This window comes from Rhodoferax sp. BLA1, assembly GCF_013416775.1.
GTDB lineage: Bacteria > Pseudomonadota > Gammaproteobacteria > Burkholderiales > Burkholderiaceae_C > Rhodoferax.
In genome coordinates this window covers 387110-402842 of record NZ_SZVI01000013.1, presented here as the reverse complement: position 1 = coordinate 402842, position 15733 = coordinate 387110, and the positions used below count along the sequence as shown (strand labels likewise).

Genomic DNA, 15733 nt, shown 5'->3' with positions numbered 1-15733 from the left:
GCTTGGGGGCGGCCCGCCACCTCAGTGGGCGCGCCCCTCGGGCTCAATGATCACCAGTGCAATGCCGCACACGAGCAAACCCGCACCGAGCCAGAACGACACATCTGGTTGCTCGGCAAACACCAGGTAACCCAGCGCCGGGCTGAACAGCAGCATCGAAAAACTGCCCGCCTCGACCGCCGACGCGTCCCCGGCGCGGTAGGCAAAAAAGTAGGACAGGTAAATGCCCGACGAGGCCACGCCAATGACGGGTAACAAGCCCCAGCTCGCCATGGGCAGATCAGGCAGATTGAAGCCACTCATGACACCAAAACACAACCAGCAAGCGGTTTGGCTCCAGACCAGGATCGCGATGGGGTTCTCCTTGCCGGAGTATTTTTTGAGCACCACCCCGAGCATCGCTTCCATCAGCGCACCAAACATGGCCACCAGCGCCGCCCAACGCAGCATGCCCGCACCGGGGTGCAGGATGGTTACCACCCCGCCAAAACCCACGGCGACCCCCAGCCAGCGTAACCAATGCGGTTTTTCCCCGAGCAGCCACACGCCCAGCGGCAGCATGAACAGGCTGCCGGTCATCAAATAAGCGCTGGCCTCGGCCAGTGGCAGGTGTGACACCGCCCAGGCCGCGCACCAGGCTGAGGTCACGATGAAACCGGCGCGCAGCAGATGCATTTGAGGGTGGCGCGTGGCCACCGCCTTGCCGCGTGTCCACAACACCCAAGGCGACACCATCAGCAGTACCGTGGTCGCCTGCAAAAACAGCACTTCTTTGGGCGCCAAACCCTGGGCCATCAGGTGTTTGTTGCAGGCATCCAGCACCGACCAGCACAACATCGCCAGCATGACCAGCAGTACCCCGCGTGTGTTGCCCGCACGGGACAGCCAGAATGTTTTGAGACGGATCAGCATAAAAAAATGAGTGTATTGGCGCGACATCGCTTGGGTCTGCCAAGCTTAGGATCAGGCGGCGCAAGACACCTCGGAAGACTCAGCCTGTCTCACGCGCCAAGATGTGTGATTGTGGCGGATGGCCTGTTCACACCAAACCGGCCAGGCCGATCACCTCGCGCCACACGGCCAGTTTGCGCTCAAACGACCAACTGGCGTTGGCCGGACTGGTGGAGGGCAGCCGATAAACCGGTACACCCAGGCTGCGGGTCAGACGCGCATGTTTGAAGCTTTCACCGCCGTTGTGGGCAATCACCTGCAGTTGTGGGCAACGCTGCATCAGACCCGCCAGGTCATTGGCCTGGGGCTGCTGGATGGCACTGTCCAGGCTGCCTGAGCGCTCACAGGAGGCATACACGTCCCACAGCCCGATGCCTTTGTCGAGCATCCAGTCGATACGATTTTGATAGCTTTCTGTCCTTATTTCATAAGGGCTAGAGGGCCAAATAGCTTGAAGAATGCGCCAGAAGGCATTTTGCGGGTGGGCGTAATACTGCTGGCGCGCCAGCGAGGTGGCGCCCGGAAAACTGCCCAGCACCAGCAGCCGGGTATGGGGCGCCACCAGGGGGGCCAGGCCCTGCAGCCGCGTGGGCTGCTCCACGGGTTCGTCGCTGGTCAATTCCCCACCTTGAGGAACAAGTCACGGTCAGGCGCAAAGTTGGCATGCAAGGGCAGCAAGGCGCCGCCGAGCGCACGTGCGTCTGGCCCGACTTCACCGGCGATCACGTTGGCGCTCCACAAACCTTCCCAGTTGTAGTGGCCCAGCGCGTCTTGGGTGGCGGCGATCAGCTCGGAGAGCAGGGTGCGGCTGAACGAGCCGTCGATCACCACCGCGTCAATGTCCAGGAACGCGGTGCCGCTGATCACCGTGTGGGCCAGGGCGTTGGCGGCGTGCTGGATCCAGCCACGTGTTTCGGACTCGTAAGGGGTGCTCAGCGCCCGCTCGTCGTAGGCCGCATGCGGGTCAAGCTGCTGGGCCAACAGGCGCTGCTCCAGCTCCCACAAGGAGGCATGGCCAATCAGCTGCTCGGGGGTTTTGGCCAGCCGCGCCAGCCCCATCGGCAGCGAGGCCACCGCACCCGCGTTGCCATGCACACCGCCGTGCAGGTGGGAGTTGATCACCAACCCCCCACCCACAAAGGTGTCGACAAACAGGTACAAAAAATTCTTCAGGTCGCGCCCGCGCCCGGCCACCAGTTCGGCCACACAGGCGGCCGAGGTGTCTTTGGTGAAACTCACCGGCACCTCGGTCATGGCCTGCACCTGGGTCTGCAGGTCGGTCTGGTTCCAGGCCTGCGCCTGCGCCTCGGACAAACCCAGCATGCGGTACCAGCCACCCATCTGGAACGGCGCCGCCAGGCCAATCCCCACCAGCCGGTGTTTGAACGGACCGAGTGAGTTGTGCAAGGTGTGCATGTGCTCGGCCACGGTGGGCAGCAGGGTTGTGATGTCGGGAAAGGCATAGTCCAGGCGCCGCCGCTCACGCACCTGGCCGGTGAAGTCCACCAGCATCCATTCGGCGTTGCGCCTGCCAATCTTGATGCCCATCGAAAACGCGCCGTCCGGGTTCAAGGCCAGCGGAATCGAGGGTTGGCCGATGCGCCCACGCACCGGACTTTGTTTAAGCACAAGGCCATCGTCTTCGAGCCGGGTGGTGATCAGTCCGATGGTTTGTGCCGTCAGCCCGGTCAGGCGGGCCAGGTCGGCCTTGGGCAGGCAACCGTTGAGACGGATCGCCTGCAACACCACCCGTTCATTGAACTGGCGCATGCCCACATGGTTGGAACCACGGGGGCGTAGCAGCGGCGGTGTGGGTGTGTCGGTCTTGTCGGGTGTCATGGCCTCAGGTCTTCGCCGAGCACCCCTTTGCGCAAAATGAAGTTGCCAAAAGGCTGCAGCTCACCGGTCAGCACCACCGCATGGGCCGTGCGGGTGCGCTCGTAAAAGGCATAACGCTCGATGTGTTCCACACTCTGGTGGGGCAGCAGCTCGGGGTTGATGACCTCAATCACCTCGCGCTGCAGCGCCGAGCGGTACTCTGTGGGCTGGCCGCTGACGCCCATAAAACCCACCGGATGGTCCACGTCGGCCGCCAGGGGAAAAAGTGCGGTGACGGCGCGTACCACCTGCAGCATGGAGCTGCCCGGCAAGCGGATGATGGGTTTGCCTGGCGCGAAGCTGGTGGCGCTGAAGTTGGCGTCTGCCAACACCAGGGCCTCGTCATGGCCCATTTCCATCAAGATTTTCAACAGCTCAGGGGTGAGCAGCGGGTCGATTCCTTTTAGCATGCAAGTCTTTCTGTGGGTGTGATCACGCAAGTGCTTCGGCGGGTAACTCGTCCACCGTTTTGGCACCGGTCATCACCGCCACCGTGTCACTCATGCTGATGGTTTTGGGGTTGACCACGGCGGCGCGTTTTCCCAGGCGCTGGATATGGATACGGTCCGCCACCTCAAACACATGGGGCATATTGTGGCTGATCAAAATCACCGGCAAGCCCTTGTCGCGCACCCGGCGGATCAGCTCCAGCACCATGTTGCCTTCTTTTACACCGAGTGCGGCCGTGGGTTCGTCCATGATCACCACATGCTGGGCAAATGCCGCCGCACGGGCGACGGCGACACACTGGCGCTGGCCACCCGAGAGCGTTTCCACCGCCTGCGTCATCGAGCGGATGCCGACCTTGAGGTCGTTCATGCGCGCAATCGCCTGATTCAGCATTTCTTTCTTGTCCAGTAGACGCAGCAACTGGCCAATGAGGCCGGGTTTGAGGATCTCGCGCCCCAGAAACAGGTTTTCAGCAATGCTCATGGCCGGTGCCACCGCCAGGTCCTGGTAGACCGTCTCGATCCCGGCCCGGCGTGCATCAATCGGTGACTTGAAATGCACCGGTTTGCCATCGAGCAGCACCTCACCTTCGTCGGGTGTGTTGGCACCGGATAGCACCTTGATCAGTGACGACTTGCCAGCGCCGTTGTCACCAATCACCGCCAAAATTTCCCCGGCCCGCAACTCGAAGTCGACACCATCGAGCGCCACCACCTGACCAAAGCGTTTGGTGATGCCCTTGGCCTGCATGACCAGGGGTTGTGATGTGTTGATGGTCATTACCGAGCTCCTTTGCGGGACATCTGGTCAGCAGCGACAGCCAAGATCACCAGCACACCGGTGATCAGCGTTTGGTAGACCGAGGCCACACCCATCAGGGTCAGGCCGTTGCGAAACACACCCACAATCACCGCACCCACCAGCGATCCCAGAATGATGCCGCGCCCACCAAACAGGCTGGTGCCACCCAGCACCACGGCGGTGATCGCGTCGAGGTTTTCGGTGGTGCCCGCATTGGGGTCACCGACGCCGGTGCGCGCCACCGACAGCAGGGCGGCGATGCCGTAAAACAGACCTGCCAGCGCATACACCACCACCAGCACCTTGTCTACGCTGATGCCGGTCAGGCGTGCCGCCTCCGGGTTGTTGCCGACCGCGTAGAGGTGGCGGCCCGGCGCGGTTTCGCGCAACACAAACCAGGCCAGCCCGTACAAGACCAGCATGGTCACCGTGCCCAGGCTGACTTCGGTGCTACCGATGTTGAAGGTGTTGCCGAGAAAGGTCATGGCTGGCGGCAGGTTGGTGATGGTCTGCGCCTCGGAATAAATCTGGGTGATGGCAAAGGCAATGTTCAGGGTGCCCAGCGTCACGATGAACGGGGGTAATTTCATGCGTGTCACCAGCAGGCCGTTGAGCAAGCCAGCGCAGGTGGTCACCAGCAGGCCACAGACGATGGCCAGGTAGGGGTTCATGCCGTAGTCCACGGCAAATTTGGTCATGACCACCCCACCCAGGGCCATCACCATGCCACAGGACAGGTCGATGCCCGCCGTCAGAATGATCAGCGACTGGCCAATGGCGATCACCCCCACCACCATCACCTGCTGCAGCACCAGCGAGAGGTTCTCACCACTCAAAAAGCGGCTGGACTGAGAGGTGAAAAACAGGCAGGTAATCGCCAGCGCGATCCAGGGCCCGAGGGCACCCCAGGGAATGGTGGACTTGGATGGGTTCATGGGCAAGACCTCAGCGGGTGGAAAAGGTGAGTCAGTTCACAAAAATCATCTGAACAGTGACCGGACGTTCTGCCAAGCCCAGCATTCAAAACGCCAGAGACCGCCAGAACATCTCAGTTGTTGCAACTGTTGGCTTACTTCTTACCCCAGCACAGGTCCAGGCCGACCTTGGTGTCTTTGCTGTCCACGCCCGCAATGGCGTTCTTGGCGATCAGGGTCACACCGGTGTCGACATAACCGGTGGCCTTTTTGCCGGTCTTGGCGTATTCCACACCCGCGGCCACACCCATCGAAGCCATCTTGAGCGGGTATTGCTGCGAGGTGGCGGTGATGATGCCCGCTTCGGTGTCCTTGATGCCCTGGCAGCCGCCGTCCACCGACAGGATCAGCACACCCTTTTCTTTACCCGCTTTTTTCAGCGCGTTGTAGGCGCCAGCCGCAGCAGGTTCATTGATGGTGTAGACGACGTTGATGCCAGGGTCTTTCTGCAGGCAGTTTTCCATCGCGGTCTGGCCCTTGGCGCGGTCACCATTGGTGTCGTTGGCGCAGACAATCTCGGGCGCAGTGGAGAGCTCATTGGACTTGGCGTCATTGGCCTTCAGGCCAAAACCACTCATGAAACCGTTGTGGCGCTGTGCACCTACCGGGTGGCCCGGGAACAGGTCGAGCATCGCGATCTTGACCGGTTTGCCCGCCATCGCGGCCTTGGCGTATTGGCCAATCAGCACCCCGGCTTTGTAGTTGTCGGTGGCAAATAACGCGTCAGCACCGTCAAACGGGCTGTCCAGCGCAATCACCTGCACGCCTTTGGCCTGGATTTTTTTCACGGTCGGGATGATCGCGTCACCGGCCGAGGTGATCATGATGGTCTTGGCACCGGCCGAGGCCATGTTTTCCAGTGCGGTGATCTGACCAGCGGTGTCGCCGTCGATCTTGCCCGCGGCAGACATCAGCTTGGCACCGGCTTTCTCAGCCTCGGCCTTGGCACCCTCTTTCATCTTGACGAAGAAGGGGTTAGTCTCGGTCTTGGTGATCAGGCCGATCACCGGTGCGTCGGCGGCAAAGGCGCTGCCCACGGCCAGGGTCAGGGTGCTCAGGATCAGGGGGGTGGAGAATTTCATGGTCTTCCTTCAGAGAGTGACCTTGCGGTCGGGTTGGGATGTCTTCACTGTGTTGGCCCCGGATGTGTCCCCGGGTAAGCACGCTTGTTGAACCAGCGTGGCTGGAATATAGTCCTGTCAAAGTTATTAAATCAAGTTGTTTTAGTTATGGAAAACCCTAACATGCAGCAAATACATGCACAGATCCAGGTGGCCACCGCCGGGGAGGCGTTGATCGACCTGATTGCGGCAGCCGATGGCCGTTTTGAGCCTTGTCTGGGGGGCGCGGTGTACAACCTGTCGCGGGCGTTGGCGCGCCAAGGCGTGGCAACGATGTACCTCAACCCGCTCTCCAAAGACCGCTTGGGTCGCCAGCTGGCTGCTGCCCTGGTCCAGGACGGGGTGGTTCTGGCGCAGCCCAAACCGGTGCAGCAGGTCACCTCGTTGGCGGTGGTGAATCTCGATGCCAGCGGCCACCCCAGCTACGCGTTTTACCGTGAGGGGGTGGCGGACCGCGCCACCAATGCCGTGACCCTGACCCAGGCCTGCAGCCAGGCCGAGAGCCTGGCGCTGGTGTGCACCGGTGCACTGGCGCTGTCACCGGACGATGCCGAGACCTACCTGCCCTGGCTGGCCGCCCAGCGCCAGGCCGGGCGCACCGTGGTGATTGACGCCAACCTGCGCCCCTCGGTCATGCCCAACCTGGAGCTGTACCGCCGCCATGTGCTCGCTGCCCTGCAGTTTGCCGATGTGATCAAGGCCAGCGATGAAGACCTGAACTGCCTGGCCCTGCCCGGCGACAACCCCTTGGCACAGGCGCGCCACCTGCTGCAGGCCTGCCGTGCCAGTGTCATCGCCCTGACGCTGGGTAGCCAAGGCGCGGCCTTGTTGACCCGCCATGGCCAGCTGTTCACCGCCCGGGAGTCGGAGCCCATCAGTGTGGTCGACACCGTGGGTGCGGGGGACTGTTTTCTGGCGGGGTGGGTGGTGACCCTGTTGCAGCACCACCTGCCAACCGACTGGGGCTCTGGCGCCGTCTCGCCCGAGGTGGCCCGGGACCTGTTGTGCAGTGCCATCGCCAGCGCCAGCCTGTGTGTGATGCAGCGTGGCTGTGTACCACCCACACGCTCCGAGGTGCTGGACCGGCTGGAGACGGTGGCGCTGGATTTTGCAGGCTGAGGTGTGGTGGCACAGCCCCCGCTCATCGCTGGGCGGCGAGGCTCTCAACCCGCACCGGAATCCTGGTAAAAACAGATAGAAAATTGACCTCTGGCCCTTATACAGCAAGGGCATCCAGCTATATATTTTGAAAAGTGACCATGCTTGCTAACTCCCCCATGTCAACCATTCCTTTGTCTGACCTTGTCCAGCAACGCATCCGCCATTTGCTGGCCAGCGGCAGCCGCAAGATCCTGGGCATTGCCGCCGCCCCAGGGGCGGGCAAATCCACCCTGGCCCAGGCCATCCAGACCCAGTTTGGGGAGGCCGTGCAGGTGGTGCCGATGGACGGTTTTCATCTGGCCAATAGCGAGTTACATCGCCTGGGGCGCCGCAGCCGCAAAGGCGCGCCCGATACCTTTGACGCGGCGGGTTATGTCAACCTGATACGCCGCATCCACAGCCAGCGCCCGGACGAGCTGGTGTATGCCCCCGAGTACCGGCGTGAGGTTGAGGAGGCCATTGCTGGTGCCATTGCGGTGCTGCCGCAGACCCAGCTGATCGTCACCGAAGGCAATTACCTGCTGCTCGACGATGACCCGTGGTGCCAGCTCTGTGAGGTGCTGGACGAGACCTGGTATCTGGATGTGTCCGACGACCTGCGTGAGAGTCGCCTGCTGGCGCGCCACATGCGGTTTGGCCGCAGCGAGCAGCAGGCGCGCGACTGGATCGCCAGCACCGACGCGCCCAATGCGCTGCGTATTGCGCAGGGCAGGGCGCGTGCGGATGTGTGTGTGCCCTGGGATTAAGCGCCCTACAACACCTTGAACAATTTGTCCTGAAACTCTGCCAGCCGTTTGGCGCCAATGGTGCTGGTGGCCATGGCCTCGGCCCAGCGTGGGTAGACCGCGCGTGCTTCGGCGCTGGTTTGGCAGGCCTGGATGGCTTTGAGCAGGGTGAGCCGGGTGTTGGGTTGAAAAATGGTGTTGACGGTGTTGGTCATGAAGTTGCGCGCCATCGCCAGATCCAGCGCACTGCGGCTCTCTGGTGGTGGTAAGACCGCCGGCGCCGCGTCCAACACCTCATGTGTGGCCTGTTTGTCCGGGCCGCTTGGCGCCGCCGGAGTGGCCCCTGGCTCAGAACTGGGGGTTACCAGCTCAATACATTGTTGTTGGATCAGCTCGTCCAGCAGGTCAGCCACAGCGTGGCCACTGACAAAGCTGGCCAGTTCCTGGCCCGTGCGTTTGCCGTCCACCAGAATCAGCAGGCGCCGCAGCATGGGCGACAGGCCCCGTGCGCGTGTTTTGATCTCGTCCTGGCCGATGGCTGTTTTTGCCACAACGGCATGGTGAAAGCGCAGGCTGGTATCGGTCATGGTGCAGAAAATAGGCAAGGCAGATGCTGTTGAAAAAGGCGGATCTGCGACTATTTTGCTGTGCTTTGCCAATTTCAGGGTTTTCCCTGCACGGCACTTGGCCGCAGGCCGGGGCTCACAGGCTGCGGTTGCGTGCCAGCGGCGGGTTTCTGGCGAAATAAGCTGTTATGCCTTTCATCAGCGCGTCAGCCAGTTGCTCCTGGTAGGCATCGCTGTTGAGTTTGGCCTCTTCGACCGGGTTGCTGATGAAGGCCGCCTCGACAAGCACACTCGGGATGTCGGGCGCTTTGAGCACCGCAAACGAGGCCTGTTCCACCTTGGGTTTGTGCAATTTGCCCACCCGTTTGATCTCACCGAGCATGGCGCTGCCGAGTTGCAGGCTGTCCTTGATCTGGGCGGTGGTGCTCATGTCCAGCAGCGCACGTTTGACTTGAACGTCTCTGGCTTTGACGTTGAGCCCGCCAATCACATCGGCCTGGTTTTCCTTGGCCGCCATCCAGCGTGCCGCCGTGCTGGAGGCACCACCCTGGCTCAGCGCAAACACGCTGGCGCCCTGCGGGTTGGGGGTGAAAAACGCGTCGGCGTGTAAGCTGATGAACAGGTCGGCCTTGACCCGCCGGGCCTTGTCCACCCGCACGCCCAGCGGCACAAAAAAGTCGGAATCGCGCGTCATGAAGGCGCGCATCGCGTTGCCGTTGACGGTGCTGTTGTTGATGCGTTCACGCAGCCGGTGCGCCAGGCGCAGCACCACGTCTTTTTCACGCGTGCCACCCGGGCCGATGGCGCCGGGGTCTTCGCCGCCGTGGCCAGGGTCGAGCGCAATGATGATCAGCCGGTCGGTCACCTGCGGACGTGGCACCGACATAAAAGGGCCTTCCTGGTTTGATAAGCCTTTTTGGCCACCAGACCCCGTGGATAAAGGGCTACCAGCTACGCTTGTGCTAGCACCTTGCGTCTGGTTGCTGCCGAATTTGGGCGGTTGGGTGGAGGCGCTGGGGTTGGATTTTTGGGCCATCAGCTCACCCAGAGGGTCAGCGGCTGTGTTGCTTTGGGGTGTTTGCGGTGATGCGCTGGTGGCGTCTTTCATGCGCTCGGCAATCAGCTCTTCCAGCGGGTCTGCCACCACCGTGGGGTAGAGGTCAAACACCAGCCGGTGCCGGTAGGCGGCCACCGGTGGCAGGTTAAACACCTGGGGCGCCACCGGCTGTTTCAGGTCCACCACCAGGCGCACCACACCCGGGCCAAACTGGCCCACGCGGATGCCGTTGATGGTCGGGTCGGTCGGGCCCACCTTGGCCACCAGTTCCTTGAGTGCGGGGTTCAGGTCGATGCCGCGCACATCCACCGCCAGACGCGGCGGGTTGGGGATGAAGTTCTGGGTGAAAGTCAGCAGCGCGTCGGACTCGATGGTGACCCGTGAGTACTCGGGCGCGGGCCACACCCGCACCGCCAGAATGGTGGCGCCACGGGCCAGCTGTTGCACGCCCAGCAACAACACCAGCGCGCCACTTTGAACAAAGTCACGGCGTTTCACTGCGGGGTTCCATGCGGAGTGGGCATGCCCATTGTTACCACAGTTTCAAGAAAAATAGCCATCTAGCCCTTATTTTTATTGGGGTTATTGCTATCAAAAGTGGATAGCAGGTCCAGTCCGATGGCGGTGTGTGCGGTGGCTGTAACCTGGCGTGAGCTGTCTTCCAGGGCCACCAACTGCAGCACCAGATCGGCTTGTGGCAGCTGGCCTGCCACCTTGTCCGGCCACTCGGCCAGCTTCAGGCCCGGGCTGGCAAAAATGTCGCGAAAACCGGCGTCTTCCCATTCCTGCGGGTCATTGAAGCGGTAAAAGTCAAAGTGCCACACCGCCAGCTCGGGCAGTTCATAAGCCTCCACTACAGCGTAAGTCGGGCTTTTGATGCGGCCTAACACGCCCAGCGCACGCAGCAAGTGGCGCACCAGCGTGGTTTTGCCCGCGCCCAGGTCACCGCGTAATTCGATGAAGGCTTGGCGCAGCGCGGGCTGGCTGACCAGCGCCTGGGCAAACGCTTGTGTGGCGGCTTCATCCGGCCAGACCAGGGTTTTTACAATCGGCAGGTGAACAGTTTCAGAACACATAACAAGGGCGATGACTGGGTCTCCAAGATCCGGGGCTGGGCACGTGCGCTGGGATTTTCCCAAATTGGTGTGACCGGGGTCGATTTGTCCTCGGCAGAGCCCGGATTATCGGCTTGGCTGGAGGCGGGCTGGCACGGCCAGATGGCCTATATGGCGGCACACGGATTCAAGCGTGCGCGCCCGGCCGAACTGGTGCCCGGCACCCTGAGTGTGATCACCGCGCGCATGGACTACTTGCCCATCAACACACCCGCTAGCTGGCAGAGGGCGGAGCTGGACCGCTCGAATCAGCCAACAGACGGCATTGTGTCGCTCTACGCCCGGGGCCGGGATTACCACAAGGTGATACGCCAACGCCTGCAAAAGTTGTGTGAGCAGATGGTGCTGGAGTTTGGCCCGCTGGGTTACCGCGTCTTCACCGACTCGGCACCGGTGCTGGAGGTGGAACTGGCCAGCCGCAGCGGTCTGGGCTGGCGTGGCAAACACACGCTGGTGCTGAACCGCGAGGCTGGTTCGATGTCTTTCCTGGGTGAGATCTTTGTCGATATGGCCTTGCCGCCAAGCGACCCGGTCAGCAGCCACTGCGGCAGCTGCAGCGCTTGCCTGGACGTGTGCCCGACCCAGGCCATCGTCGCGCCGTACCGGCTCGATGCCCGCCGTTGCCTGTCCTACCTGAGCATCGAACACGCCGGGCCGATCCCTGAGGCACTGCGTGTGCCGATGGGCAACCGCATCTATGGCTGTGACGACTGCCAACTGGTCTGCCCCTGGAACAAGTTCGCTCAGACCAGCCCACTGCCCGACTTTGACGCCCGACCGCAGCTGGTGGACCAGCCGCTGGTGACGCTGTTTGCCTGGACTGAAGACGCGTTTTTGCGCCATACCGAGGGCAGCCCGATCCGGCGCATTGGCCATGAACGCTGGCTGCGCAATCTGGCGGTGGCCCTGGGCAACGCCTTGCGGGTGGCCTCGTCCGAGGACCAGCGGCAGGTGTTGATGGCGGCCTTGCACAGCCGACGGGCACATCCCAGTGAACTGGTGCGTGAGCATGTGGTCTGGGCGCTGGCGCAGGCCTGAAGCTTGTGACAGGCTCACTACAATTTGCTGACACAAGTCTTGTTCCCAGGACTTGACCCGTCCAAGACAGCTCAGCCCAGGAAAGCCCATGTTGATCAAGCGCATCACGGTTGGTGAGATCAAAGTTCCACTCAAAGTTCCGTTCAAAACCGCCGTGCGCAGTGTCACCGAGGTGCACGACCTGGTGATCAAAATCGAGACCGACACCGGCCTGGTGGGTTATGGCGAGGCGCCTGCCACTGCGGTCATCACCGGTGATCTGCTGGGCTCGATGCGTGCCGCGCTGGACCTGTTGGCGCCGCGCCTGCTGGGCCGCAAGTTGATGGACTTCAATGCCTTGTTGCTGATGATCCAGCACAGCGTGGTCCACCACAGCAGCCTCAAGGCCGCGCTCGAAATTGCTTTGTATGACCTGCGTGCCCGCGCCCTGGGGGTGCCGCTCTACCAGTTGCTGGGTGGTGGTGACCCGCAGCTCAAGACCGACCTAACGATCAGCGTCAACGACCTGGATGTGATGGTCAAGGACGCGGTGCGGGCGGTGGCCGAGGGTTTTGACTGCCTCAAGATCAAAGTGGGTGGCCACACCTGGCAGGATGATGTGGACAGTGTGCTGGCGATTGAGCGCGCGGTCGGCTCGCATGTGGCGCTGCGGCTCGATGCCAACCAGGGCTGGACGGCTAAACACGCGGTGCTGGTGATCCAGGCCATTGAAAAAGCCGGGGTGGCTTTGGAGCTGGTGGAGCAGCCGGTCAAGGCCGACGATGTGGCGGGGCTCAAATTTGTGACTGACCACACCCTGACCCCGATCCTGGCCGACGAGGCGGTGTTTTCCACGCGTGATGCGCTGCACATTCTGGCCACCGGTAGTGCCGATATCGTCAACATCAAACTTATGAAAACCGGGGGCATCAGCCAGGCCATCGAGGTGGCCAGCCTAGCGCGCCTGCACCATCGCACCTGCATGGTGGGCTGTATGCTGGAGAGCGCCATCAGTGTCACTGCGGCGGCGCACTTTGCGGTGGCGTTTGACGATGTGGTGTCCTACATCGACCTGGATGGCCCGCAGCTGTGTGCCAGCAGCGCGGTGGACGGTGGCATGCGCATGAACGGCCCCTGGATCACCTTGCCGGATGCACCAGGACTGGGCATCACGGCGGTGCATGGTTTGACACACATAAAGGTTTTTGATGTCTGATTCTCTGAAACAGCCTGCTGCGCAGGTGTATCCCACCAGCCAGTTGCGCATCCACCAATTCGCCGCACTGGCGCCCGGCCCACGATTGATTGTGTTGGGCGCGGTGCACGGCAACGAGGTGGCCGGCAGCCGCGGTATCGAGCGTGTCGTGGCTGAATTTGACAGTGGTGCCCTGCAGCTGGCCCGTGGCTCAGTCACTTTTGTGCCGGTCACGAATCCGCTGGCGTACCAAAAGGTGCAGCGCAATGGCGACCGCAACCTGAACCGCAACCTGCGCCCCATCCGCAGCCCGCAAGACTACGAGGACGGAATAGCCAATGTGCTCTGCCCCTTGCTGGCCGGGCATGAGGTGTTATTGGATTTGCACTCTTTCCAGGCGCCGTCACAAGCTTTTGCGATGCTCGGACCGCAAGACAACAGCGGTGATCTGGAGCCATTTGCCCACGCTGCTCAGGAGCAGGCGCTGGCGATGCGCCTGGGTGTCAATCGGGTGGTGGAGGGTTGGTTGTCGACCTACGCGGTGGGTGTGCAGCAGCGCCTGGCGCGCACCCCGGTGCAGGACCGGGCCGGGTTGCTCAGTACCGACCCGAGTTACGGTGTTGGCACCACTGAATACATGCGCAGTCAGGGGGGTTACGCGATCACCCTCGAATGTGGTCAGCACGACGACCCGGCCGCACCCGCTGTGGCTTACCGGGCCATCCGCAACACGCTGGCGCATCTGGGGCTGGTGGACGAAACACCACCACCTCCCTGCCAAAACCTGGAGTTTTTGCGCCTGAACCAGGTGGTGGACCGCTTTCACGTGGACGACAGCTTTGTGCGCGCCTGGTCCAGCTTTGATCCGTTGCGAGCTGGCGATCTGGTCGCGACCCGCCACGATGGCACACCGGTGCTGGCTGCCACCGACGGCTACATCGTGTTTCCCAATGCCAAAGCCACCCCTGGCAACGAGTGGTTTTACCTGGCACAAGCCAGTGTGCGTGACCTGGCTGCGGTCTGAGCCTGTGTCTGCTAGCGTGTTTGTTGGTCCGTTTGTTGCTTGATTTGTCCACCTTTAACTTGAAAGTCTGATCCATGAACAGTTCTTTTCCTGTCCTGACCCGTCGGCAGCTTGGCTCGGTGGCTGGTGCTTCGGCACTGGCCTTGAGCCTGGGGTCGGTCTCTGCACTGGCCGCCACGCCGGTCGACACCCTGGTGGTGGCGTTTGCTTTTGACGACATGATCACTCTGGACCCCGGTGAAACCTTTGAGTTGTCCACCTCCGAGATGATTGGCAACACCTACAGCCAGCTGGTGCGTTATGAGGTGGCTGATCCGTCCAAGCTGTACGGTGATCTGGCCAAGAGCTGGAAGGTGTCAGACGATGGCAAGACCTACAGTTTTGAGCTCAAACCCGGCCTCAAGTTTGCCTCGGGCAACCCGCTGAGTGCCGAAGACGTGGTGTGGTCCTTGCAGCGCGCGGTGATCATGGACAAAGGCCCGGCTTTTATCCTGGGGCAATTTGGTTTCACCAAGGACAACGTCAAGGACAAGATCAAACAGGCTGGCCCCTTGAGCCTGACCATCGAGACTGACAAGGCCTACGCGCCGACCTTTGTGCTCAATTGCCTGACCGCTACCGTGGGCTCGGTGCTCGACAAAAAACTGGTCTTGTCCAAGGAAGTGAATGGTGACCTGGGGGCTGCCTGGATGAAGACCAATTACGCAGGTTCAGGCCCGATGAAGGTGCGTGAATGGCGCCCCAACGAGGTGCTGGTGCTGGAGCGCAATGACTTCTACTACGCCGACAAAGCCAAACCGGCGCGTGTGATCTACCGCCACATCAAGGAGTCCGCCACCCAGCGCCTGATGCTCGAAAAAGGTGACGTGGACATTGCCCGCAACCTCACGCCACAGGATCTGGCTGCGGTGACGGCCAACAAAGACATCAAGACCAGCGCCAGCCCCAAAGGCACGCTGTACTACATCAGTCTGAACCAGAAAAACCCGATTCTGGCCAAGCCCGAGGTGCGCGAGGCGCTCAAGTGGCTGATGGACTATTCGGCCATTGGTGACACCATCCTCAAGGACATTGGGGTGATCCACCAGAACTTCTTGCCGCTGGGCGTGCTGGGTGCCAGCAAGCTCAACCCGTACAAGCTCGATGTCAAAAAGGCCAAGGCCTTGCTGGCCAAGGCCGGTTATCCGAATGGTTTCAAGGTCACCATTGACATGCGCACGGTGCAACCCGTGCAGGGCATCACCGAAGCCTTCCAGCAGACCGCCAAGCAGGCTGGTGTCGACATCGAAATCATCCCGGGCGACGGCAAACAGGTGTTGACCAAGTACCGTGCCCGCACCCACGACATGTACATCGGCCAGTGGGGTATGGATTACTGGGATGCCAACACCAATACCGATTTTGTGCGCAACCCTGATAACTCGGACACCGCCAAGGTCAAGCCCCTGGCTTGGCGCAATGCCTGGGACGCACCGGCCCTGTCCATGCAGGCTGATGCTGCAGTGTTGGAGCGTGACCCGGCGAAACGCAAGGCCATTTACGAAAAAATGCAGGCCGAGTTCCGTGCCACCAGCCCCTTCATCATGATCTATCAGCAGACCGAAGTAGCGGCGTACCGGGTCAACGTGACAGGCTTTCGCGTCGGACCCACGTCGGACACCAACTACGTCTACCGCGCCGCCAAGCGCTGATGTCTGA

General features: G+C 61.7%; 16 protein-coding genes. 6 read left to right on the top strand and 10 right to left on the bottom strand.

The window, feature by feature from the left end; genetic code table 11:
- Nucleotides 1-21: 21 nt before the first annotated feature.
- From FDG13_RS17255 to FDG13_RS17225, 7 genes are all read right to left on the bottom strand, one after another.
- Nucleotides 22-912, bottom strand: a complete 891-nt coding sequence (locus FDG13_RS17255; RefSeq protein WP_180131123.1) for a DMT family transporter — start codon at nucleotides 910-912, stop codon at nucleotides 22-24.
- A gap of 127 nt (nucleotides 913-1039) precedes the next feature.
- Nucleotides 1040-1570, bottom strand: a complete 531-nt coding sequence (locus FDG13_RS17250) for a DNA-deoxyinosine glycosylase (RefSeq protein ID WP_180131120.1) — start codon at nucleotides 1568-1570, stop codon at nucleotides 1040-1042.
- Nucleotides 1567-2790, bottom strand: a complete 1224-nt coding sequence (locus FDG13_RS17245) for an ROK family transcriptional regulator (protein WP_180131116.1) — start codon at nucleotides 2788-2790, stop codon at nucleotides 1567-1569. The genes FDG13_RS17250 and FDG13_RS17245 overlap by 4 nt, the downstream gene beginning before the upstream one ends.
- Entirely contained in the window at nucleotides 2787-3239 is a 453-nt protein-coding gene (locus tag FDG13_RS17240) for an RbsD/FucU family protein (protein ID WP_180131113.1), read from the bottom strand. Before FDG13_RS17240 ends, FDG13_RS17245 begins: the two co-directional genes overlap by 4 nt.
- Nucleotides 3240-3261: 22 nt before the next feature.
- Nucleotides 3262-4059: an ATP-binding cassette domain-containing protein gene (locus tag FDG13_RS17235; RefSeq protein ID WP_180131110.1), complete on the bottom strand. Its 798-nt coding sequence runs from the start codon at nucleotides 4057-4059 to the stop codon at nucleotides 3262-3264.
- Nucleotides 4059-5015, bottom strand: a complete 957-nt coding sequence (locus tag FDG13_RS17230; RefSeq protein ID WP_180131108.1) for an ABC transporter permease — start codon at nucleotides 5013-5015, stop codon at nucleotides 4059-4061. The genes FDG13_RS17235 and FDG13_RS17230 overlap by 1 nt, the downstream gene beginning before the upstream one ends.
- A gap of 134 nt (nucleotides 5016-5149) precedes the next feature.
- Nucleotides 5150-6136 (bottom strand): substrate-binding domain-containing protein, encoded by a 987-nt coding sequence (locus tag FDG13_RS17225; protein ID WP_180131103.1) that lies wholly within the window; start codon nucleotides 6134-6136, stop codon nucleotides 5150-5152.
- Between the two features lie 162 nt (nucleotides 6137-6298).
- Here FDG13_RS17225 and FDG13_RS17220 point away from each other — a divergent pair, with 162 nt between their 5' ends.
- On the top strand, nucleotides 6299-7294 hold the full coding sequence (locus FDG13_RS17220; protein ID WP_255435303.1) for a PfkB family carbohydrate kinase: 996 nt from the start codon (nucleotides 6299-6301) through the stop codon (nucleotides 7292-7294).
- Nucleotides 7295-7452: 158 nt separating this feature from the next.
- Nucleotides 7453-8082 (top strand): nucleoside/nucleotide kinase family protein, encoded by a 630-nt coding sequence (locus FDG13_RS17215; protein ID WP_180131097.1) that lies wholly within the window; start codon nucleotides 7453-7455, stop codon nucleotides 8080-8082.
- 5 nt (nucleotides 8083-8087) lie between these two features.
- On the opposite strand, the gene FDG13_RS17210 is transcribed toward FDG13_RS17215, so the two are convergent.
- From FDG13_RS17210 to tsaE, 3 genes are all read right to left on the bottom strand, one after another.
- Complete coding sequence (locus FDG13_RS17210) at nucleotides 8088-8648, bottom strand: hypothetical protein (RefSeq protein ID WP_180131093.1); 561 nt, start codon at nucleotides 8646-8648, stop codon at nucleotides 8088-8090.
- A 115-nt stretch (nucleotides 8649-8763) separates the two neighbouring features.
- A complete protein-coding gene (locus FDG13_RS17205; RefSeq protein ID WP_180131089.1) occupies nucleotides 8764-10182 on the bottom strand; it encodes an N-acetylmuramoyl-L-alanine amidase in 1419 nt (472 codons plus the stop codon).
- Between the two features lie 62 nt (nucleotides 10183-10244).
- On the bottom strand, nucleotides 10245-10760 hold the full coding sequence (gene tsaE, locus FDG13_RS17200; RefSeq protein ID WP_180131085.1) for a tRNA (adenosine(37)-N6)-threonylcarbamoyltransferase complex ATPase subunit type 1 TsaE: 516 nt from the start codon (nucleotides 10758-10760) through the stop codon (nucleotides 10245-10247).
- On the opposite strand from tsaE, the gene queG reads away from it, so the two are divergent.
- The 4 genes from queG (at nucleotide 10740) to FDG13_RS17180 (ending at nucleotide 15726) form a co-directional block, all read left to right on the top strand.
- Nucleotides 10740-11837, top strand: a complete 1098-nt coding sequence (queG, locus tag FDG13_RS17195) for a tRNA epoxyqueuosine(34) reductase QueG (RefSeq protein ID WP_370528246.1) — start codon at nucleotides 10740-10742, stop codon at nucleotides 11835-11837. The two genes, tsaE and queG, sit on opposite strands and share 21 nt — an antisense overlap.
- Nucleotides 11838-11925: 88 nt before the next feature.
- The gene (locus FDG13_RS17190) at nucleotides 11926-13032 is read left to right on the top strand and encodes a dipeptide epimerase (protein ID WP_180131061.1); all 1107 of its coding nucleotides are present in this window, start codon (nucleotides 11926-11928) and stop codon (nucleotides 13030-13032) included.
- Nucleotides 13025-14035, top strand: a complete 1011-nt coding sequence (locus tag FDG13_RS17185) for a succinylglutamate desuccinylase/aspartoacylase family protein (protein ID WP_180131037.1) — start codon at nucleotides 13025-13027, stop codon at nucleotides 14033-14035. The genes FDG13_RS17190 and FDG13_RS17185 overlap by 8 nt, the downstream gene beginning before the upstream one ends.
- A 74-nt stretch (nucleotides 14036-14109) precedes the next feature.
- Complete coding sequence (locus FDG13_RS17180; protein WP_180131017.1) at nucleotides 14110-15726, top strand: ABC transporter substrate-binding protein; 1617 nt, start codon at nucleotides 14110-14112, stop codon at nucleotides 15724-15726.
- The last annotated feature ends 7 nt before the right edge of the window (nucleotides 15727-15733 follow it).

Excerpts from the sequence above, each read along its gene's own strand:
- FDG13_RS17215 (WP_180131097.1), top strand. The coding sequence starts at position 7,453 with ATGTCAACCATTCCTTTGTCTGACCTTGTCCAGCAACGCATCCGCCAT.
- FDG13_RS17245 (WP_180131116.1), bottom strand. The coding sequence starts at position 2,790 with ATGACACCCGACAAGACCGACACACCCACACCGCCGCTGCTACGCCCC.
- FDG13_RS17230 (WP_180131108.1), bottom strand. The coding sequence starts at position 5,015 with ATGAACCCATCCAAGTCCACCATTCCCTGGGGTGCCCTCGGGCCCTGG.
- FDG13_RS17180 (WP_180131017.1), top strand. The coding sequence starts at position 14,110 with ATGAACAGTTCTTTTCCTGTCCTGACCCGTCGGCAGCTTGGCTCGGTG.
- FDG13_RS17240 (WP_180131113.1), bottom strand. The coding sequence starts at position 3,239 with ATGCTAAAAGGAATCGACCCGCTGCTCACCCCTGAGCTGTTGAAAATC.
- FDG13_RS17225 (WP_180131103.1), bottom strand. The coding sequence starts at position 6,136 with ATGAAATTCTCCACCCCCCTGATCCTGAGCACCCTGACCCTGGCCGTG.
- FDG13_RS17185 (WP_180131037.1), top strand. The coding sequence starts at position 13,025 with ATGTCTGATTCTCTGAAACAGCCTGCTGCGCAGGTGTATCCCACCAGC.
- FDG13_RS17190 (WP_180131061.1), top strand. The coding sequence starts at position 11,926 with ATGTTGATCAAGCGCATCACGGTTGGTGAGATCAAAGTTCCACTCAAA.
- FDG13_RS17235 (WP_180131110.1), bottom strand. The coding sequence starts at position 4,059 with ATGACCATCAACACATCACAACCCCTGGTCATGCAGGCCAAGGGCATC.
- FDG13_RS17210 (WP_180131093.1), bottom strand. The coding sequence starts at position 8,648 with ATGACCGATACCAGCCTGCGCTTTCACCATGCCGTTGTGGCAAAAACA.
- FDG13_RS17220 (WP_255435303.1), top strand. The coding sequence starts at position 6,299 with ATGCAGCAAATACATGCACAGATCCAGGTGGCCACCGCCGGGGAGGCG.
- FDG13_RS17255 (WP_180131123.1), bottom strand. The coding sequence starts at position 912 with ATGCTGATCCGTCTCAAAACATTCTGGCTGTCCCGTGCGGGCAACACA.
- tsaE (WP_180131085.1), bottom strand. The coding sequence starts at position 10,760 with ATGTGTTCTGAAACTGTTCACCTGCCGATTGTAAAAACCCTGGTCTGG.